The sequence below is a fragment of the Mucilaginibacter ximonensis genome (genome assembly GCF_042686265.1).
Taxonomy (GTDB): domain Bacteria; phylum Bacteroidota; class Bacteroidia; order Sphingobacteriales; family Sphingobacteriaceae; genus Mucilaginibacter; species Mucilaginibacter ximonensis.
The window spans coordinates 439,979-460,177 of record NZ_JBHUPD010000002.1; the positions used below are offsets into that span (position 1 = coordinate 439,979).

Here is a 20,199-nt window from a genome sequence, read left to right on the forward strand (position 1 = left end):
GTGACAGTCCTTTTAGTCTTATAATTAACTACCTTAGCACTATGCCTACACAAACACTTTCAGCAGATCAACGCATTCTTTACTCCTGCTATGCGCATACCAGCCGCGAGGGTGAACAGTTTATTGCCCAGCATGTGTTTGGCTTTGTGTTTTCGGGTAGCCAAATCATGTATGTGGGCGATAAAAGCTATCCATACCAGGCTGGCGATTTCAGGTTTTTCCGCAAGAACCAACTTTGTAAGTTTGTTAAGCAACCGCCTGCTGACGGCGGCGAGTTTATGTCGCTTTCCATCCGGCTGGACAAAAACACTTTACAGCGCATGAGCCAGGAGTTGAACCTGCATGCTGACGAGCCTTTTAACGGCGATGCTATTTTAACCCTCGAGCCTAATGAGCTGTTAACCGGTTTTATTGAATCACTGAAACCCTATTTGAAAGCAGGTCAGGAAATCGACCCGCTGCTAACCGAGCTGAAAGTAAAAGAAGCAGTGATGATTCTTTTGCAAACAAATCCGCAACTTAAAAATGTTCTGTTTGATTTCGCCGAGCCAGGTAAGATTGATCTCGAGGCTTTCATGAATAAGAATTATAAGTACAATGTGGATATTAGCAGGTTTGCTTATTTAACCGGCCGCAGCCTGGCTACCTTCAAGCGCGATTTTGAAAAAATCTATCATACCTCTCCTAACCGCTGGCTACAGCAAAAACGACTAGATGACGCGCATTACCTGATCAAAGAAAAAGGCTGGAGATCTTCAGATGTGTACATGGAGGTAGGCTTTAAAGATCTGTCGCATTTCTCGTTCGCATTTAAGAAAGCGTTTGGGATTGCACCGTCGAGGATGTAGTTGTCGGTGATAGTACTAACAATGGCGAAGTAATTACAACCGTGTGTCATGCTGAGCTTGTCGAAGCACGCGCGTAAAGGCCCTCGCTCGCCCTTCGACGGGCTCAGGGTGACAGGCCCGCGATTAAGTTTACCCTTCCAACAAAAACACAAACAACTCCTTAGGACCATGTGCGCCTAACACGAGCATCTTCTCAATATCGGCGGTACGGCTTGGGCCGGTGATATTTGATATCATGGACGGTACGTTGCCATTATATTTCTTTTTGATCAGCGCGAAACCATCTTTCAGGTCGGGCACTAATTGCGAGGTATAAGCCAGCACGATGTGTACTTCAGGATAAATATTTAATCGCCGGCCCGCGGCCTGCCCGCTTGACACCATAATGGAGCCATTACGGGCCACCAGGGCTTCGCATAGGGTTAAACCCACCTCGGCCTGCGTAAAGTCTTTGTCGGTCTCAAAAAAGGGGTATTCGTAGCGATTCAACACCTCCTGCAATTTAGGCTCCCAGCAGTATATTTTGCGCCAGTTGCGTTTTTCAGCCAGTTCCAGCAATGTCTCAATAAACTGCACCTCATCCTCACAAAAAGCAAATTGCCCCATTACGCCCGTAAATTCCTCTGCAAACATTACGTCCAGGTTCTCAGGCGCTGGCGGATACATAGGCAGGTTCTCCAGGTTAGGGTATGGGTTGTCCCTTTTTTCTAACAGCGCCTGACGTATCTTCTTCAACAGCTTTTCTTTAGGAGTAGTAATATCTCGCATAGTATTGGTTTATTGAGCCAGGGTCAAAAATAGTATAAAATAAAAAAGTCCTTAGCAATAAGTTAAAAAACTTTAAGCTAAGGACTTTGGAAGTATTTTCGAATTTATTATTCGCCTTGATTGGCTTCTTTTTCTTCCGGGTTTCTTTCAAATGTGCCTGAATGATCAACCACACCTTCGTGCTGTAAGCCTTGAGCGGCAGCTTCCTGACCGGCTCCGGGAGCGTCAACACCATTCACAAACTCGTCATAAGTAGTCCGGTGTTCAAAAGGCCGTTTACCCAAAATCTCTTCCAGGTCAGACTGGAACAAAATTTCTTTCTCCAGCAGCTTTTCAGCCAGTTTGATCAATCCCTCGCGTTTATCCAGCAATAACTGCTTGGTACGCGCGTATACAGCATTAATCTGGGCGCGAACTTCTGAATCTATCAGTTCTGATGTTTTTTCAGAGTATGGTTTGTTAAACTGGTATTCGCCTTGCGTGTCATTAAACGACACATTACCAACTTTATCATTCATACCATAAATAGTAACCATGGCGTATGATAGTTTAGTGATACGCTCTAAGTCGTTTTGCGCACCGGTGGAGATCTTGCCGAAAGTAATATCCTCGGCAACACGGCCACCCATAGTCATACACATACCGTCCTCCAGCTGCTCTATGGTGTATAAGAATTGCTCTTTAGGCAGATATTGCGCATAACCCAAAGCTGCTACACCACGCGGAACGATAGATACTTTAACCAACGGATCGGCATGCTCCAGGAACCAGCCTGCAATAGCGTGCCCGGCTTCGTGGTAGGCTACGATACGTTTTTCTTCGGGTGATATAATTTTATTCTTTTTCTCCAAACCACCAATTACGCGGTCTATAGCATCCTGGAAATCCTGCATATCTACCGCTTCTTTGTTACGTCGCGCGGCGATCAGCGCAGCCTCGTTACATACGTTAGCTATCTCGGCACCGGCAAAGCCCGGGGTTTGTGCCGACAATTTTTTAGCATCTACGCCCTCAGCCAGTTTAACAGGTTTTAAGTGTACTTTAAATATTTGTTCGCGGCCAATCAAATCAGGTTTGTCAATTGACACCTGTCTGTCAAAACGACCGGGACGCAATAAAGCTGAGTCTAACACATCCGGACGATTGGTAGCAGCAAGAATGATAATGCCTGAGTCGGTACCAAAACCGTCCATTTCAACCAATAATTGGTTCAGTGTATTCTCGCGCTCATCATTACCGCCTACGATATTGTTTTTACCACGCGCACGACCGATGGCATCAATCTCGTCAATAAAGATGATACATGGCGCTTTATCTTTAGCCTGGCGAAACAAGTCACGCACACGCGACGCACCCACACCCACAAACATCTCCACAAAATCAGAACCTGACAGCGAGAAGAATGGTACCTGCGCCTCGCCTGCTACAGCTTTTGCCAGTAAGGTTTTACCGGTACCCGGCGACCCTACTAATAATGCACCTTTCGGAATTTTACCGCCCAGGTTAGTGTATTTTTTAGGGTTTTTAAGGAAATCAACTATTTCCATAACCTCCTGCTTAGCCTCTTCTAAACCGGCTACATCATTAAAGGTTACAGACACTTGCGCCTCTTTATCAAAAAGTGTAGCTTTTGATTTACCAATGTTAAATATCTGACCGCCCGGACCGCCGCCAGCGCCACCGCCCATACGACGCATAATGAACATCAGCATCACCGCAAATACCACAATCATGATAACACACTGAACCAGTCCGTTTGATAACAGGCTGTCATGCGGTACATATTTAACCGATATCTTTTGCGAATCAGGAACATCTTTCTGCGCATTGGCAATTGATTGCTTCAGGCTCTCAAAAGATGCATCGGTGAAAGTATACTGAGGGTCGGCAGCATTTACGCCAAAGGCATGCTGTTGTTTTACAACATCAGCATATTGGGGTTTTTTTAAACTGTCTTTTTTAATATGAACTTCGGCTACCAGGTAGTCGCCGTTTTTGTAAGCCTCAACATAGTCTACATCGCCGGGTTTCAGCATTTCTGTTTCAAAACGCTTAAAGTCAATTTGCTGCCCCCCGTTACTGCCCGAAAAATAAGCCACCCCAACAAACACAGCTATTGCAACTGCGTACAACCACATAAAGTTAAATTTAGGAGGTTTGGGGGCTATTCGTTTGTTAGATATTTTTCTTATTGGTTTTGGCTTATCCAATTTCTTGTCTTCCATTTGTTGTATAATCTCTCGTGTAATTAAAAATTTTGGCTATAAGCTAGGCGCTTTTATAGCTCTTTATCTCGGCATCTCCCCACAAATCTTCTACGCCGTAAAACTCGCGTTTGTCTGTTCTGAAAACGTGTATCACTACGTCTATGTAATCAAGGAGTATCCACTCGGCATATTCCAGGCCCTCTTTGCGCCATGGCTCCTGTTTAAGGGCTTTGTAAATTTCTTCTTCGATGCTGTTAGCAATAGCTTTGACTTGAGTGGATGAATCGGCGTTGCATATTACAAAATAATCCGTCACCGAACTGTGGATATTACGAAGGTCTAATCTGACGATGTCATTTCCTTTTTTTTCCTGTATGCCATGTATGGCTAATTCAGAAATATAAGCTGATTCACTGGTCGCTTTATTTTTTACCATCAAAAAGAATTAGTTTTGAACGTTTTTGAGTATAGCATTATTATAAATATAACATTGCAAAATAACATATTTTCAGGATTATTTGTTGGACAAAATTTACTGACACTAAAAGAGGTCGACTCAACCAACAATTTCCTTAAAAACCTATTGACAAATTCCAAGCCAGTGCCCGAGGGAACGGTCATTATGGCAGAGTCGCAATACGCGGGGCGCGGCCAGCTGAACAATAAATGGCATGCCGAACCAGGCAAAAACCTTACATTCAGCCTGCTTTTGCAACCTCATTTTTTGGACGTTGCCAACCAGTTTGACCTGAACCGCGCCATCAGTATGGGCGTTTATGATGCACTGCGTCCGCTATTGGGCGAACACCTTAAAATAAAGTGGCCCAACGATATATACTACGGCGACAAGAAGCTCGGGGGCATGCTCATAGAAAATTTACTGCAGGGCAGCCGCATTAAAAATTCTATTGTTGGCATTGGTATCAACATTAATCAGGAAAAATTCCCGGATGAGGCTGTCAACGCAACATCAGTAAAGCAGATATTACAGAAAGAAAACAATGTTACCGATATATTAGCTGACATTTGCAACAACATTGAAGCGTGGTACTTAAAATTGAAAGCCGGCAAAGTAAATGTTGTAAGGGATACTTATTTATCACGACTATACTGGTTCAATGAAAAAAAACGTTTCAAAGCATCGGACCAAGAATTTACCGGCATAATAGCCGGCGTTAAAGACAACGGCCTGCTCATAGTAAAGCATAATGATACAGAATCAACTTACAACCTTAAAGAAATAGAGTTTTTAAACAAACAGTGATGAAAAAAGCATTAGCAATATCTGCCGCATTATTTTTAAGCATCGGTGCTTATGCTCAAATTGTTAACCCCGTAAAATGGGCCTATGCTGCTAAGAAGACCGGACCAACTGAGGTTACCGTTTTCTTGAAAGCTACTATGGACGACGGCTGGCATATCTACTCGCAGCATGTTAAAGATGGCGGACCGATCAAAACATCATTCACCTTTGCTAAATCAAAAGACTATACACCGGTTGGGCCCACTGTTGAACCCAAAGCAGTTACCCACTACGATAAAAACTTTAAAATGGAAGTGGGCTTTTTTGACCGCGAAGTGATCTTCCAACAAAAGATAAAGTTAAAATTGGCTAAAGTTGCCGCGGTAACGGGCACATTAGAGTACATGACCTGTAACGATTTAAAATGCAGACAACCCGAGGACGTAAATTTTAGCATCCCTTTGGGTAAATAAAAATTGATGGTATCGAAACAACTGTTACCTTAAAAAAATAGAAATTTAAACAAACAACCATGAAAAAAGCACTAGCAATATTTGCCGCCTTATTTTTATCAGCCGGCGCTTTCGCTCAAATTGTAACCCCGGTAAAATGGGCTTACGCAGCTAAAAAAACCAGCCCTACTGAAGTAACTGTTTTTTTAAAAGCAACTATTGACGATGGCTGGCACATCTACTCGCAACACGTTAAAGACGGCGGACCCATCAAGACATCGTTTACTTTCGCAAAATCAAAAGACTACACTTTAATTGGCCCGGCTACTGAGCCTAAACCGATAACCCGTTATGAAAAAGCATTCAGCATGGATGTGAGCTTTTTTGAAAAAGAAGTAATCTTTCAGCAAAAAATCAAGCTAAAATCAGCAAAGGTTGCGGCTATAAAGGGATCGTTAGAGTATATGACTTGCAACGATTCAAAATGTCTGCCACCAGACGATGTAAACTTTAACATCCCTATTGCTAAATAATTTTTTTTTGAATGACGATGACAGCAGCTCCGAAAAGTTTTTTAAGGTGGGTATTTTTGATTTGCCTTGTGATTGCTACAGGTATAGCTATAAATACGCAACCTGCTAAAGCACAGGACACCAGCGGCGTAAGCTTTACCAGTATACCAACTGCTGCCGACAGTATTGCTTTGCGCAAAAAAGCCCAGCATACCGAAAAAGCTAAAGTTGCAAAAGCAACAATAAGCAAACCGGCTACAGATAAACCGAAAACGCTTTGGCAGATCTTTATAGCCGGTTTTTTAGGTGGCCTGGCCGCGGTGATCATGCCTTGTATTTACCCGCTGCTGCCGTTAACCGTGAGTTTTTTCACCAAAAAATCAGGATCAAGGGCCAAGGGTATCGGGCAATCTTTACTTTACGGGCTGTCAATCATTATTATATACGTTGGTTTGGGCCTGATTATCTCAGGGCTGTTTGGTTCTGACGCGCTGAATGCCCTGGCAACCAACGGCATTTTCAATATATTCTTCTTCCTGCTGCTGGTTGTTTTTGGTATCTCGTTTCTGGGAGCCTTCGAGATCACCCTGCCAAGCTCACTAGGTAATAAACTCGATGCTAATGCTGACAAAGGTGGCATTGCCGGGATTTTCTTTATGGCTGCTACCCTGGTAGTGGTATCCTTCTCGTGTACAGGCCCCATCATTGGCACCCTGCTGGTTGAAGCCGCCTCAAAAGGCGACCGATTAGGCCCGGCAATAGGTATGGCCGGTTTCTCGGCGGCTTTGGCTTTGCCTTTTACGGCATTTGCCTTGTTTCCGTCGGCATTAAAATCACTGCCCAAATCGGGCGGTTGGTTAAATACCGTAAAGGTTTGTTTAGGTTTCCTGGAGATTGCGTTTGCATTGAAATTTTTATCAAACGTAGACCTGGCTTACCATTGGAACTGGTTTAACCGCGATATTTTCCTGTCGATATGGATTGCATTGGGTATACTGCTGGGGCTATACCTGTTAGGAAAGATCAAGTTTTCGCATGATAGCGATGTAGACTATGTATCTGTCCCGCGCTTTTTTATGGCGACTATCATCTTTGCTTTTACGGTTTATATGATTCCCGGCTTATGGGGCGCGCCTTTGAAGCCGCTGAGCGCCTTTTTACCGCCGATTGCCACGCAGGAATTTGACCTTTCGCAAACACCGGGAGGCAACACCACAGCGAGTACGCCTGCCAAAACATCGTCATTAACAAAAAAATATGCCGCTAACTATACCCGTATAGCAACCCGCGGGCTGGATGCGTGGTATGATTATGACCAGGCGTTGCAAGTATCTAAAGAACTGCATAAACCTATTATGATTGATTTTACGGGGTTTAACTGCGTAAATTGCCGCCAGATGGAGGCCGATGTCTGGACAGACCCGCGTGTATTCAACCACCTTAAAAATGATTTTGTGTTGCTGCAGCTGGTGGTTGATGATAAGGCCGAGCTTGAGCCATCAGAACAATTTACGTCGACCTACAGCGGTAAAAAGATCACGACCCTTGGAGGCAAATGGAGCGACCTGGAAGCATCGCGCTTTAATGCTAACTCGCAGCCTTTCTATGTGTTATTGGACAGCGACGGCAATATGATGACCGATAAAACCGGCGCCACCATACAACCATCGCCGGCTAATTATAATGTAGAGAGTTATCTGAAATTTCTAGAAAGCGGTATTTCGGCTTATCAACAAGCCAAAAAATAACTAAATTTGCGCCGCAATCGTTTTCGTTATACGCTTGCTAAATCAGGTTTTGCATAAACCTGCCTATATTATAAGCTAATGACCCAGATCAAAAAAATTGGACTTTTTACGTCAGGCAGCGACGCGCCCGGCATGAACGCAGCCATTAGGGCCGTAATACGCACGGCTATTTTTAACGGCGTTGAAGTTGCCGGTATACTCCGCGGTTTCGAAGGGATGATCAATGATGACATTCAGCCTCTTACTACCAAATCGGCATCAAATATTATTCAGCGTGGCGGCACCATTTTAAAAGCCAGCCGCAGCGAAGAGTTCAAGACAGTCGAGGGTCGTAATAAGGCCTATGCAACGCTACAAAAGCACGGCATCGATGCTTTGATAGCATTAGGTGGAAATGGCACCATTAAAGGGGTTAAAGAGTTTACTGAAGAACATCCGGATATTAAGGCTATTGCTGTACCCTGTACTATTGATAATGACCTGCGCGGATCTGACTTTACCGTTGGTTACGACACTGCTATCAATACTGTTATTGAGGCTGTTGACAAGATCCGGGAAACTGCAGAATCGCACGATCGTTTATTTATTGTCGAGGTAATGGGTGCCGACTCGGGCATGATAGCCCTGCGTACCGGGATTGGTGTTGGCGCAGAATCTGTAATGGTACCTGAAACCAAATCAAACCTTGAAGCGCTGTATGACCGTTTAGATCGCGGCGTTAAGCTTAGAGATAAAACATCAAGAATTATTATGGTTGCCGAAGGCCACGAGCCAGGCAGCGCATTCCAGATAGGCGATGCTTTAAAAGAACGTTACCCCAGCTATGATATTCGCGTATCAATACTGGGCCATATTCAACGCGGTGGTAAACCAACTTGCATGGACCGTGTGCTGGCCAGCTTACTGGGCGTAGCTGCAGTTGAGGCCCTGATTAAGGGCCGCACCGGAGAAATGGTGGGCCTGATTCATAATGATATTACTTTCACACAGTTCAGCCAATCAGTAAAACACCATTTGGACGTAAATGCTGAATTTACCAGGATTGTGGAGATGTTGTCGTTGTAAGATGAGTTTTGAGCCTCGAGCCGTAAGTCTTGAGTCTTTAAAACGAGAAAAGCCTGCGAGTTTCGCAGGCTTTTCTCGTTTTAACCCGATTGTCATTCTGAGCATAGCGAAGAATCTTATATAAGCTGTAAGCAAAGCGCATAAGATGTTTCGCTATGCTCAACATGACAAAACAGTAAATTTACTACAGCAACTTCTCCGCCACTTCCTTCCAGTTATTCACACGCTCATAATCAGTCAGCAGCAAATTATGCGGCGAGCTGAACAGCAATTTGCGCCCGTTAAAACGGGTAAAGTTTTTAATGCGGTCGTCGATCATGATATCGGTATTAACAATCTTATATCCGCAGAAAACAATATTTGTCCACTCGATAAAAGGGAAATAATCGGCCAGCCAGGCTTGTTTATCTTCTAATGACAGCGGAAATTCGGTAGCTGCAGATACAATGAATACTTCGTATTTTTTATTCAGCTCAGCAATTACCTCCTGGCTGTCTGGTATCACTTTCAGATCGCGGAAAAAACCTTTGCGGTTAATATACTCACGCAGGGTGTGGGTCATTTCGGGTGGCAGCAGTTCGCCAAATTCTTTACCATGCATTTGATCCAGCGTATAGTTGAAGCCGTGTTCCTGCTGGTAAATGGTTATAAATTTATCAATGGGGTCGGCAATAACCTCGTCCATGTCAATAGCTATGCTTAACTTATTATTCATGGCGCAAATTTAGGTTTAATAAAAAAGAAAACGCCCCTTAAATATTAAGAGGCGTTAATTTTTTACCGGGTTTTTACGGCAATCGGTGCGGGCTGCGTGGCGTCGGCCGGTAAAGGAGCAGGCGTTGGCTTGTAGATGGCGCAGGTTGCAAAATCAACGATTAAACCCGGCCAGAAAAGCAAAATGTCGGCCACCATGGCTCCGGCGCGTATGCGGCGTTGTTGTTGTCCGGCAGTGGGTTTTGTACGTTGGTAGGCATTTACGCGGCCACCAAAAACGGTAGCGCAGCTTGACAGAACAGACGCAGCAAGCACAAGGCATACTGCCGATTTAAATTTTTTGATCATTTTAGAATAATTGTGATAATGTTTTACATCGACTAAAATAGATAACATGGCTTAAATCAGGATGATATTTTTTTAATTAATTATTTTTCATACTTTTGCATCCCCGCTGAAAACAACTCCGGGGGAATGTTGAACACATAAAAATTAAAAAATGGCAACTAAAATCAGATTGCAAAGACATGGTAAAAAGGGCCGTCCTTTTTATTACATCGTAGTAGCAGACTCTCGTGCACCACGTGATGGTCGTTTTATCGAGCGTTTAGGTTCTTACAACCCAAACACTAACCCTGCTACAATTGACATTAACTTTGACAAAGCAGTTACCTGGGTTGACAATGGCGCCCAACCAACTGACACTTGTCGTGCTATCCTTTCTTACAAAGGCGTACTTTACAAAAAACACTTACAAGGTGGGGTTAAAAAAGGCGCTTTAACTCAAGAACAAGCTGACGCTAAATTTGCTGCATGGTTAGAGCAGAAAGATGGCAAAATTACCGGCAAAAAAGCCGACTTATCATCTGCTAAACAAGCAACGCGCAAAGCTGCTTTAGAGGCTGAGGCTAAGAAAAATCAGGACAAAGCTGCTGCTATTGCTGCTAAAAACACACCTCCTGCAGAGGAAGTTGTTGAAGAAGAAGCTGCTCCGGTGGTTGCTGAAGGCGAAGAAGCACCTGCTGCTGAAGCTACTGAAACCCCAGCCGATAGCGCTGAATAATTCAGGTTTTAGAATCAAGATTCAAGAACCAGGAATCAAGACAATTTACATGGCGAAGCACCTGCGGGTTCTTCGCCATTGTTGTTTATAAGAACCCCAATACCTATATTACCGGGTTGTCATTTCGAGCGAAGCGAGAAATCTATACACACGTTATGCCGTTCTGTGTATAGATTTCTCACTACGTTCGAAATGACAACGAGGTGTGTAGATTAAAACACTTTCCAAATGAAAATCCAGGACTGTTTCCGTATAGGCAGCATATTAAAAACAAAGGGACTGAAAGGCGAAATGCAATTGTATGTTGATTTCGACGGGCTGGAAGATATTGCTTTCAACGCTATTTTTGTGGAAATAGCCGGCAAGCTGGCTCCGTTTTTTGTAAAATCTATCAAATACAACGATCATAACAACCAGGCTTATTTGTATCTGGAGGATGTCGATACGGTAGAAAAAGCATCGGCATTAGCCAGAAAAGACGTTTACCTGCCCAACAAGCTCAAACCCGCAAAAAGCGAAGAGGATTTTACCTTATTTGACCTGGAAGGTTTTACGGCCATTGACGAAGACGAGGGCGAACTGGGCGTGATTACCGAGATCAACGAATATCCGCAGCAAATATTAGCAACGGTTACTTACAAGGGCGTTGAAGTGATGTTTCCGCTCAATGAGGATATCATAACCGGCATTGATCAGGTTAAAGAGATACTGTATGTTGATTTACCGGAGGGGTTGTTAGATATTTATCTGGGATAGATTTTCTAATCACTATTTGTAATGCTGAATTTGTTTCAGCATTACACTTGCTAAGTAACACAATTGCTTTCTCATGGGATGCCGAAACAAGTTCGGCATGATCTATTTAAAAGATTATCTTAGTATTCGATGGAAACCCAAACTGCATTTGCTCCGCTTTTAACACTTAATCGCGGCACCACTAATATCGATTTCTATAAAACCGCTTTCGGCGCCACAGAAAACTTCCGATTGTTGAATGACGATGGCAGCATCCATGTCGCCGAGTTTGAAATTGACGGTCAGAAGTTTCATCTTCACGAAATGATGCCGCAACATCCGCACAAGGTTAGTCCTGATGCCAACAAGGGTACTACTGTAGTTATTGGTCTTTTTACTGCCGATGTATACGCGGTATTCGATCAGGCTGTCGCTGCAGGCGCAAGTGTCATATCTGCCGTAACTGATTATGAATACGGCTATCGTCAGGGCGAACTGCAAGACCCATTCGGCCATCGCTGGGTGATACAATGCGAAATACCCGCGTCGCCAGATTGGCGATATTAGAGTTAGGAATCAAGACGTAAGACACAAGATTAATTCTCATCGATCTTGATTCTTGGCTCTTAACTCTTGCTTCTATCAAAAATAACTAAATTTGCCCCATGCGTTTTGATATCGTTACCGTATTGCCCGGTTTGCTGGAAAGCCCTTTTGCCCACTCCATTTTGCTGCGTGCACAAAAAAAAGGACTGGCTGAGATACACGTTCATAACCTGCGCGATTATTCTACAGGCAAACAAAAAAGTGTGGATGATTATCCTTACGGCGGCGGCAGTGGCATGGTAATGAATATTGAACCCTTCGCCAAATGTATAGCGGCCCTTAAAGCTGAACGCGACTATGATGAGGTAATCTTTATGACACCTGATGGCGAAACTTTAAATCAGCCGATGGCTAATCAATTGTCCATCAAGAAAAATATCATTATTCTTTGTGGACACTATAAAGGCATCGATCAGCGCATTCGCGATATTTTTGTGACTAAAGAAATTTCTGTAGGCGACTACGTGCTGTCGGGCGGTGAACTGCCTGCGGCTATTGTGGTTGATGCGGTGGTAAGATTAATCCCAGGCGTATTATCGGACGAAACTTCTGCCCTGTCTGATTCTTTCCAGGACGGGCTGCTGGACGCCCCGGTTTACACCCGCCCGGCCGACTGGAACGGACATAAAGTTCCGGACGTTTTATTGAGCGGGCACGCCGGCGAGATTGAAAAATGGCGCTTTGAGCAGGCGGTTGCACGCACAAAACAACGCAGGCCCGACCTGTTGGACGATTAGCTATGTGTTGCTCAAGTTAATTAGGTTATTAGTTAGCTCGAGTATTCACCCAATGAGCCAAATGAACCCAAAACAGGCAAAACTTGTTAATAAAAAACTAAATGTTGAAATTTTTAAATTCGGTTTTTATAATTCAAAAATTATCCCTATAATTGCAATCCGATTTTTACGGGTTAAAAATCGCATTTAGAGCTTAAAATCATGGATTTAGTAAAATTTGTAGAAGAGCAAACAGTAAAGGTTAACCAGTTTCCTGCGTTCAAAGCTGGCGATACTGTAAGCGTACATTATAAAATCAGAGAAGGTAACAAAGAACGTATTCAGGTTTACCAGGGTGTATGTATTCAACGCAACAGCACAGGCGTTTCTGAAACATTTACAGTACGTAAAGTTTCAAACGGTATTGGTGTTGAGCGTATTTTCCCTGCTAACTCACCAAACATTGAGAAAGTTGAAGTTAACAGCGTTGGTAAAGTACGTCGCTCTAAACTTTACTACCTGCGTGCCCTTACCGGTAAAGCAGCCCGTATCAAATCAAAAAGAGTGTAATTATCACCAACATATAAAAAAAGCCTTCCTGCACAACAGGAAGGCTTTTTTTATGCTTTAGTTTTCTGTTCAAGCACATCTAGCCGGCACTATTTATATTCTCACGATGCTCGCAATGGCGCTTTTTTAATGGGCGGCTCGCCAAGCATCTTACCGCGGCGTATAAGATTCTTCGCTATGCAGAATGGCAAACTTTAAAAAAGGAAAGGCCGATGTATTTCTACATCGGCCTTTCCCATCAATATCTATTTTCGATTACGCCGGCAGCTCGGCCAGTACGGTACGTCCCCCTTTAACCACCTCACCTATCTCTACATTAATTTTTGAACCTAAAGGCAGGAATACATCTACCCGCGAACCAAACTTGATGAAACCAAACTGGTCGCCCTGCGTCACTTTATCGCCTTCTTTTACATACCACACAATACGGCGGGCCAACGCACCGGCTATCTGCCTGAATAACACCGGGGTGCCGTTAGCATTTTCGGTAACTATAGTCGTACGCTCATTTTCGGTTGATGACTTTGGGTGCCAGGCTACCAAATATTTGCCCGGGTGATATTTAAAATATTTAACAACGCCACTTATGGGATTACGGTTTACGTGTACGTTAACCGGCGACATAAATACCGAGATCTGAATACGTTTGTCTTTTAAAAATTCCGTCTCGGTTGTTTCTTCAATTACTACTACTTTTCCATCAGCAGGGCACAAAACGGTATTTTCGTCAATTTCAATGTCAAAATGCGGGTTACGGAAAAACTGAACAATGATTACAAACAGTATAAATGATAAAATATAGACTATCCATTTTAACACTGTATAATCTGGCCAGTAAAACTGTATTGCCGCGTTTAAAACAAAGATAAATAAGATGCACAACGCCAGGGATGTGTATCCCTCTTTATGGAAAGTCATTTTTTTCATTCGTATAATTATTCGTTTATTATTTGTTTTTTAGCGGCACTCATCAATGCTTCGCAGTTTTCTTTTAATGTAATGAAGCTATATATGTGCTATTGTTGTTTACATAGCAGAGATGGCTTCATTTAACAAAATTAAGCATTTGTAATGAAGTATAAATAGGCATATACAACCGGTGCAGCAAGAAGCAGGCCATCAAACCGGTCAAGCAACCCGCCGTGACCAGGCAGAATACCGCCCGAGTCTTTAACATCAATGCTGCGTTTAAACATTGATTCTATCAAATCGCCAACTGTTCCAAAGCAGCTTATAAGTACACCAATCCAGATCCATTGCGTAACTGAAAGTTCGGTAAAATAGATGCTGATAATGTAGGCCGCCAAAGCGGTTATGATAATACCACCAATTAGCCCCTCCCACGTTTTTTTAGGCGAATGTCTTTCAAACAATTTAGTGCGGCCAAGTTTACTGCCCACCAGGTAGGCGCCGGTATCATTGGCCCAAAGCATTAAAAGGAATGCCATTGGGTAATGCAGGTTAGCCGCCGGCCCGTTAAGATAAGCCAGTGCGTAGAAGAACGTAAAAGGGATAATGGTAAAAATAATACCCATGTAGGTGTAAGCAATATTGGTAAAGGGCGCATTGTTTTTTTTAAACAGCTCCTGTATTGAAATAAAGCTCAGTGTTATCGGCAACAAAAAGATGAGTTTATGGTAATCGCCATCAACTGATATCAATGCAAATACAACATAAATAAATGCACCGTTAAGTACGCCGGTCATCACGTCCGGGTTAATGCCTGCTTTTTTAACCAGCCGGTAAAACTCCAACAACGCCAGGCCGCTCAGTAATAAATAAAACACACCGAATACATAGCCATTAATAAGCACTGAAGCCAGCATCACGATGATAAAGAAAAAGCCGGTTATGGCGCGAGTTTTCATATATTATAATTGGGTCAGGATCATGACTTCAATTGCGTTGCCAAAATCCTGTTGGTGTATATAAACTTCGACATCGCCAAAATCACGATGCGAAGAAGCTTGTTTGTTTAATAAAACGGCATCAATTTCATTCTCACAAAGCACCTGCTTTACCAGTTCAGAGCGGTAAAAATCAGACGAGGAGAAAAATTTGATCCAGTTTTTTTCCATTATTTAAAGGGCGACTTCATTTTGCCCGTTGCGATATTGCGGCACAGATACAGCAAAAGTAGCATAATTATCAGGCTAAACAGATAGGCCAGTTTATTAAAAATATGTGTATCGTCGGGGTTAACGTCGATCATCTGGTTTTGAAAAAGGTAGCTTACCACAACGGCGGTACCATTATTGATAAAGTGCCCCCAAACTGCCGGCCATATACTACCGCTCCACACAACAAAATAGCCAAACAGCACGCCCAGCAACAATCGTGGTAAAAAGCCAAAAAACTCCAGGTGAAAGGCGCTGAACAAGGCGGCCGCTATCCATACGGCTGCGTGCGGGTTCTTTGTCCATTTAAGCAGGATAGTTTGTATAACCCCTCTAAACATAAACTCTTCAACAATGGCCGTAAGCAAACCTACAACCGTAAGCTTTGCCAGCATACTGCCTACCGATTTCATTTGCAGCAGTATCTCGGTCAGCTTTTGGGCGTTATCCTCGGTATCGCGCATCCACTTTTGCAGACCGGCCAAAAAACCGGGTAATCGTAGTTTTTGGTTAATGTTGCTCAACGCTTCCATCATAGGGCTTGATACCAGCATTAAACAAAATATCACCACCAATAAAAACCATGGAAATTTGAACGAGGTGCGCAAATATTCGGCGGTATTTTTAGCTATAAACTTTGCGAAAATAAATGAGGCCAGGAAAATAGGAATAGTTGTGCTAACGATCTGCAAAATCCATAAACCACTAGCCGCGTTCGGATCGTCGAGATTTAGCTGAGCTATCTTCATAAGCGCATCCACACCATAAACCGCCACAACTATCGCAGCGCCAAGCAAATATCCCCCCCCAATAATGGCAAAGGTAATACCGATAAAAATAATGAGCTGCGTTAATGGATGTTGTTGTTTGATAGCACTTTCTGTCATTTGGCGTAATTTTCGTATTTTTGTAGCGCTTAAAGATAAGCCATGTCGGTACAAATAGGAAATATTGATTTAGGGGAGTTCCCGCTGTTGTTGGCGCCGATGGAGGATGTGAGTGATCCACCCTTTCGGTATGTATGCAAACAACACGGTGCGGATATGATGTATACCGAGTTTATCTCGTCGGAGGGATTGATACGTGATGCAGCGAAAAGCTTGAAAAAGCTGGACATTTTTGAATATGAACGCCCTATAGGCATCCAGATCTTTGGGAGTGACATTGAGCACATGCGCGAAGCCTCTGAAATATCAACCAAAGCCAACCCGGACTTGATTGACATTAACTATGGCTGCCCGGTAAAAAACGTGGCTTGCCGTGGTGCCGGTGCCAGCTTATTGCAGGATATCGACAAAATGGTGGCTATGACCAAAGCGGTTGTTGAGGCTACGCATTTGCCGGTAACGGTTAAAACCCGCCTGGGCTGGGACGATAATACCAAAAACGTTGAAGAGGTGGCTATGCGCCTGCAAGACGTAGGCATTAAAGCACTGACCATACACGGCCGTACACGTGCGCAGATGTATAAAGGCCAGGCCGACTGGACCTTAATCAGGAACATCAAAAAGAATCCGTTGATTAAAATCCCCATTTTCGGTAATGGCGATATCGATTCGCCTGAAAAAGCGGCAGCCTGGCGACTGGAATATGGCGTGGATGGCATGATGATTGGCAGGGCAGCCATTGGCTACCCATGGATATTCCGCGAAATCAAACATTACTTTGAAACCGGCGAGCATTTAGCTAAGCCAACTTTTGCCGAACGTATTGATGCCTGCCGTACACACCTCATCAAATCAATAGAGTGGAAAGGGCCAAAAACAGGCGTTTTTGAGATGCGGAGGCACTACACCAACTATTTTAAAGGCACGCCCGACTTTAAGGAATACCGCACCAGGCTGGTGACTGCAGGTACTTTTGAGGAGTTACAGGAAATTTTGCACGAGCTGGAACACAACCCAAGGTTTTACGATTCCGTATCTACTGTAGCAATTTAACATTTAGTTTTTTTGCTTTTTACGTAAGATGCTCTATATTGCCTAAAAATAGGCCGGCAATATGGCTTAGTTTTTGATTAGCTGATTCTATCAATTTATTTAACGCGAATACTTGTCATGGTTACATATATAACAGATGGAGTAAAGGTATCGGTTGACACCATTTATCAGCCCGAATATTCAAACCCGGCGAACGACCATTTTATGTTTGCCTATAGGGTTACAATTGAGAATATGAGCGACTACGCAGTACGACTGATGAGCCGCCACTGGTATATATTTGATTCAAACGGTGCTAAGCGCGAAGTAGAGGGCGAAGGCGTAGTTGGCCTGCAACCCGTTATTGAACCGGGCAGCTCGCATGAATATGTGTCAGGCTGCAACCTTAAAACCGATATGGGCAGCATGAAAGGCGAATACCACATGATGCGCCTGCTGGATAACGCTATGTTTGAGGTACATATCCCTGAGTTTTACTTAATTGCTCCGTACAGGATGAATTAATTTTTGACGATATAATAAGATAATAAAGAAGCCCGGTTAGTTTTAGCCGGGCTTCTTTGTTTTACGTTTTTATTAGACTTGTCATCCTGAACGTAGTGAAGGATCTTATACGCTTTGCATATCGCTCGTATAAGATGTTTCGCGATGCTCAACATGACAAGGTGTAAAAGAGGGTGTCACCCTGAGCTTGTCGAAGGGCGAGCGTTAGTCTGCCCACCATGCTTAGACGGCCCACTATGACATCCTTAATTTCAGCGATTATTACGGGCGATGACCGCCGCCATGGCCGCCACCTCCACCGAAGTGACCACCACCGCCGCCGCCAGGGTTACCGCCAGGATGAGGCATGCCGCCGCCAAAACCACCACCGCCCATATGCTGAGGCTGCGGCATGCGTTGCGGTTGCATCATGTGCTGTTGCTGCGGCACCTGCCTTGGTTGTTCCATATGTTGCTGTGGCATACTGCGCGGTTCCATTCGCTGTGGTTGAAACTGATGGCGCTGTTGCGGCATATTATGTTGCTCCATACGTTGTGGCTGCTGGCGCTGAGGCGCCATATGCTGCGCACGATTCATATCCATGTGTGAGGGGTTGCTGCGGTTAATTTGCGGCGTACCCCGGTTAAAGCTGCCAGGCTTATGATTTTCGGCAGGATTATGATTTTGCGCTGGATTACGGTTAAATCCAGGATTATTATGGTTCTGCGCCGGGTTGCCATGGTTTACACCCTGGCGACTCATAGGTGAACTTATAGCATGATTACCTGGCCGGCTCATGACAGGCATTGACGGGCGGCCGTGATTGGCTGAGAAGCGTTGTGCCGGGTTATGACCCGCATTTTGCTGATGCGCGATCTGGGTATGTGTTGGTTGAAAGTGGCGTTCATTCATAGCGCGGCGGTCTTCAGGACGAGGCTGCGCCATCACACCACCACGACCATTAAAGCTGGCCCGGCTGGCTGTCGGCCTAACTGTAACGCGGTTAACATAAACATTGCGCACCACTGTGCGGTTTACTCTGAAAACAGCTGTATTGTATCTGAATACCCGGCCACTCCACATACCGCCATAAAAACCATATCCCGGGTAGCCATAGCCATAATTGATACCGCCGTAAAACCCTACATGCGGGCCCCAATAACCGCGGTGGAAAACATAAACGCCATCATCAAAACCCCAATAGCACGGGGTCCAGACTACACCTGGCTCAGGTGGGGCTACCCATACACCCGGTACCCAGTAATACCCATCAACAGGGTCATAAGCCCAATAACCGGGCTGCCATAACCAGCCATCCACCGGACATTCAGGCTGCTCATAAACAGGCAACGCTGGCGGAGCTATGTTTACATGTATGCCCACACTTACCTGGGCCTCTGCCGCAGGCGAAACCAACAGGGTAACACCCAGCAGTAAAAATATTTTGAATATGCTTTTCATAACTTTCTGTTTTATAATAATGACAGACAGTTATTTGAGCAAAATGTTTAATCGGCTGCCTTAGTTTCTGCGATTGCTCAGCATGGAAGCATAATAAAGTAGCGTTGCTAATGAACCTAAAGCGGCAACCACATATGTCATCGCGGCCCACCATAAAGCATCTTTAGCCTGTTCATGCTCCTGGTTGGTTTGCATCACGTTGTAATTATTATTTAACCAGGCCAAAGCGCGTCTACTCGCATCAAACTCAACGGGCAAAGTAACAAAAGCAAACATAGTTACAATAGCCAAACCGGCAACGCCTATGGCCAAAACAATACCACTATGCGCAAAAAACAACAGCATTACACCAATAAACAAAGTAAATTGTATCAGCGTTGATGCAGCGTTAGTAATAGGCACCATAGTAGTACGCAAACTCAACCAGCTATAACCGGCTGCGTGCTGCACAGCATGCCCGCACTCGTGCGCGGCTACAGCAGCGGCAGCTACGCTACGGCTGTAATACACGTCCGGACTTAAATTTACTGTGCGGGTTTCGGGATTGTAATGATCGGTTAACTGGCCTTCGACAGAAATTACCTGTACATTATAAATTCCATTATCACGCAGCATTCGCTCGGCCACTTCCTGGCCAGACATGCCTGAAGTTAACGGCATCTGCGCATATTGGTTAAACTTGCTTTTAAAGCGCCATTGCACAATTAAGCTAATAACGGCAACTACCGCCATTAACAACCATGCCGAGCCCATTCCGTGTCCTATAATCAGAGCTAAATGATTCATTTGAGAAAATTTATTTAAAACAATATTTCAAAAAGTATTCCAAGTGTTTGGACGTCTATAAAAGCCCTTTGTTTCAGATGTTACCTGACATTTATGCAGGCCGTGTGATAAAAAACCGTCAACTTCGCACCCTAAATACTAATTAAATTAGCAAACAACTTTGCG

The 20,199-nt window shown here is 44.1% G+C and carries 24 protein-coding genes; 13 read left to right on the forward strand and 11 right to left on the reverse strand.

Annotated features, from left to right (window positions below; translation table 11 throughout):
• Window positions 1–41 precede the first annotated feature (41 nt).
• Complete coding sequence (locus ACFS5N_RS09415; protein ID WP_377184615.1) at window positions 42–848, forward strand: helix-turn-helix domain-containing protein; 807 nt, start codon at window positions 42–44, stop codon at window positions 846–848.
• A gap of 129 nt (window positions 849–977) precedes the next feature.
• Here ACFS5N_RS09415 and ACFS5N_RS09420 read toward each other — a convergent pair whose 3' ends face one another.
• The 3 genes from ACFS5N_RS09420 to rsfS all read right to left on the reverse strand — a co-directional run bounded on the left by ACFS5N_RS09420 (window position 978) and on the right by rsfS (window position 4,259).
• Window positions 978–1,616 carry a LutC/YkgG family protein gene (locus tag ACFS5N_RS09420; protein ID WP_377184617.1) on the reverse strand — a complete coding sequence of 213 codons (639 nt, stop codon included), beginning with the start codon at window positions 1,614–1,616 and terminating at the stop codon, window positions 978–980.
• A gap of 107 nt (window positions 1,617–1,723) precedes the next feature.
• Window positions 1,724–3,841: an ATP-dependent zinc metalloprotease FtsH gene (gene ftsH, locus ACFS5N_RS09425; protein WP_377184619.1), complete on the reverse strand. Its 2,118-nt coding sequence runs from the start codon at window positions 3,839–3,841 to the stop codon at window positions 1,724–1,726.
• Window positions 3,842–3,884: 43 nt separating this feature from the next.
• On the reverse strand, window positions 3,885–4,259 hold the full coding sequence (gene rsfS / locus ACFS5N_RS09430) for a ribosome silencing factor (protein WP_377184621.1): 375 nt from the start codon (window positions 4,257–4,259) through the stop codon (window positions 3,885–3,887).
• A gap of 54 nt (window positions 4,260–4,313) precedes the next feature.
• Between rsfS and ACFS5N_RS09435 the strand changes: the two genes are divergently transcribed.
• The 5 genes from ACFS5N_RS09435 (at window position 4,314) to pfkA (ending at window position 8,843) form a co-directional block, all read left to right on the forward strand.
• The gene (locus ACFS5N_RS09435) at window positions 4,314–5,087 is read left to right on the forward strand and encodes a biotin--[acetyl-CoA-carboxylase] ligase (protein ID WP_377184623.1); all 774 of its coding nucleotides are present in this window, start codon (window positions 4,314–4,316) and stop codon (window positions 5,085–5,087) included.
• Complete coding sequence (locus ACFS5N_RS09440; protein ID WP_377184625.1) at window positions 5,087–5,539, forward strand: protein-disulfide reductase DsbD domain-containing protein; 453 nt, start codon at window positions 5,087–5,089, stop codon at window positions 5,537–5,539. The genes ACFS5N_RS09435 and ACFS5N_RS09440 overlap by 1 nt, the downstream gene beginning before the upstream one ends.
• 59 nt (window positions 5,540–5,598) lie before the next feature.
• Window positions 5,599–6,051: a protein-disulfide reductase DsbD domain-containing protein gene (locus ACFS5N_RS09445; RefSeq protein ID WP_377184627.1), complete on the forward strand. Its 453-nt coding sequence runs from the start codon at window positions 5,599–5,601 to the stop codon at window positions 6,049–6,051.
• Window positions 6,052–6,068: 17 nt separating this feature from the next.
• Entirely contained in the window at window positions 6,069–7,778 is a 1,710-nt protein-coding gene (locus ACFS5N_RS09450) for a protein-disulfide reductase DsbD family protein (protein WP_377184629.1), read from the forward strand.
• Window positions 7,779–7,856: 78 nt separating this feature from the next.
• Window positions 7,857–8,843, forward strand: coding sequence for a 6-phosphofructokinase (gene pfkA / locus ACFS5N_RS09455; protein ID WP_377184631.1), 987 nt, complete (start codon window positions 7,857–7,859; stop codon window positions 8,841–8,843).
• A gap of 184 nt (window positions 8,844–9,027) precedes the next feature.
• Here the strand turns inward: pfkA and ACFS5N_RS09460 are convergent, their stop codons facing one another.
• Together ACFS5N_RS09460 and ACFS5N_RS09465 are read right to left on the reverse strand one after the other, a co-directional pair.
• A complete protein-coding gene (locus tag ACFS5N_RS09460; RefSeq protein ID WP_377184633.1) occupies window positions 9,028–9,558 on the reverse strand; it encodes a 5' nucleotidase, NT5C type in 531 nt (176 codons plus the stop codon).
• Window positions 9,559–9,620: 62 nt separating this feature from the next.
• On the reverse strand, window positions 9,621–9,905 hold the full coding sequence (locus ACFS5N_RS09465) for a hypothetical protein (protein WP_377184635.1): 285 nt from the start codon (window positions 9,903–9,905) through the stop codon (window positions 9,621–9,623).
• A gap of 151 nt (window positions 9,906–10,056) precedes the next feature.
• Here ACFS5N_RS09465 and ACFS5N_RS09470 point away from each other — a divergent pair, with 151 nt between their 5' ends.
• The 5 genes from ACFS5N_RS09470 to rplS all read left to right on the forward strand — a co-directional run bounded on the left by ACFS5N_RS09470 (window position 10,057) and on the right by rplS (window position 13,247).
• Complete coding sequence (locus ACFS5N_RS09470; RefSeq protein ID WP_377184637.1) at window positions 10,057–10,620, forward strand: 30S ribosomal protein S16; 564 nt, start codon at window positions 10,057–10,059, stop codon at window positions 10,618–10,620.
• 228 nt (window positions 10,621–10,848) lie between these two features.
• On the forward strand, window positions 10,849–11,376 hold the full coding sequence (rimM, locus tag ACFS5N_RS09475) for a ribosome maturation factor RimM (RefSeq protein ID WP_377184639.1): 528 nt from the start codon (window positions 10,849–10,851) through the stop codon (window positions 11,374–11,376).
• A gap of 129 nt (window positions 11,377–11,505) precedes the next feature.
• On the forward strand, window positions 11,506–11,922 hold the full coding sequence (locus ACFS5N_RS09480; protein ID WP_377184641.1) for a VOC family protein: 417 nt from the start codon (window positions 11,506–11,508) through the stop codon (window positions 11,920–11,922).
• A 98-nt stretch (window positions 11,923–12,020) separates the two neighbouring features.
• Complete coding sequence (trmD, locus tag ACFS5N_RS09485) at window positions 12,021–12,698, forward strand: tRNA (guanosine(37)-N1)-methyltransferase TrmD (protein ID WP_377184643.1); 678 nt, start codon at window positions 12,021–12,023, stop codon at window positions 12,696–12,698.
• Window positions 12,699–12,899: 201 nt separating this feature from the next.
• On the forward strand, window positions 12,900–13,247 hold the full coding sequence (gene rplS / locus ACFS5N_RS09490; protein ID WP_377184646.1) for a 50S ribosomal protein L19: 348 nt from the start codon (window positions 12,900–12,902) through the stop codon (window positions 13,245–13,247).
• A gap of 255 nt (window positions 13,248–13,502) precedes the next feature.
• Here the strand turns inward: rplS and ACFS5N_RS09495 are convergent, their stop codons facing one another.
• The 4 genes from ACFS5N_RS09495 to ACFS5N_RS09510 all read right to left on the reverse strand — a co-directional run bounded on the left by ACFS5N_RS09495 (window position 13,503) and on the right by ACFS5N_RS09510 (window position 16,251).
• Window positions 13,503–14,165 (reverse strand): phosphatidylserine decarboxylase family protein, encoded by a 663-nt coding sequence (locus ACFS5N_RS09495; protein ID WP_377186534.1) that lies wholly within the window; start codon window positions 14,163–14,165, stop codon window positions 13,503–13,505.
• Between the two features lie 140 nt (window positions 14,166–14,305).
• Window positions 14,306–15,115, reverse strand: a complete 810-nt coding sequence (locus ACFS5N_RS09500; protein WP_377184648.1) for a phosphatidate cytidylyltransferase — start codon at window positions 15,113–15,115, stop codon at window positions 14,306–14,308.
• A gap of 3 nt (window positions 15,116–15,118) precedes the next feature.
• Window positions 15,119–15,325, reverse strand: a complete 207-nt coding sequence (locus ACFS5N_RS09505; RefSeq protein WP_377184650.1) for a hypothetical protein — start codon at window positions 15,323–15,325, stop codon at window positions 15,119–15,121.
• Window positions 15,325–16,251, reverse strand: a complete 927-nt coding sequence (locus ACFS5N_RS09510) for a CPBP family intramembrane glutamic endopeptidase (protein ID WP_377184652.1) — start codon at window positions 16,249–16,251, stop codon at window positions 15,325–15,327. Before ACFS5N_RS09510 ends, ACFS5N_RS09505 begins: the two co-directional genes overlap by 1 nt.
• 42 nt (window positions 16,252–16,293) lie before the next feature.
• Between ACFS5N_RS09510 and dusB the strand changes: the two genes are divergently transcribed.
• Together dusB and apaG are read left to right on the forward strand one after the other, a co-directional pair.
• A complete protein-coding gene (gene dusB / locus ACFS5N_RS09515) occupies window positions 16,294–17,304 on the forward strand; it encodes a tRNA dihydrouridine synthase DusB (protein ID WP_377184654.1) in 1,011 nt (336 codons plus the stop codon).
• Window positions 17,305–17,421: 117 nt separating this feature from the next.
• Window positions 17,422–17,808: a Co2+/Mg2+ efflux protein ApaG gene (gene apaG, locus ACFS5N_RS09520; RefSeq protein ID WP_377184656.1), complete on the forward strand. Its 387-nt coding sequence runs from the start codon at window positions 17,422–17,424 to the stop codon at window positions 17,806–17,808.
• Window positions 17,809–18,069: 261 nt separating this feature from the next.
• On the opposite strand, the gene ACFS5N_RS09525 is transcribed toward apaG, so the two are convergent.
• Window positions 18,070–19,248 (reverse strand): YXWGXW repeat-containing protein, encoded by a 1,179-nt coding sequence (locus ACFS5N_RS09525; protein ID WP_377184659.1) that lies wholly within the window; start codon window positions 19,246–19,248, stop codon window positions 18,070–18,072.
• Between the two features lie 60 nt (window positions 19,249–19,308).
• A complete protein-coding gene (locus ACFS5N_RS09530) occupies window positions 19,309–20,034 on the reverse strand; it encodes a zinc metallopeptidase (RefSeq protein ID WP_377184661.1) in 726 nt (241 codons plus the stop codon).
• Window positions 20,035–20,199 lie beyond the last annotated feature (165 nt).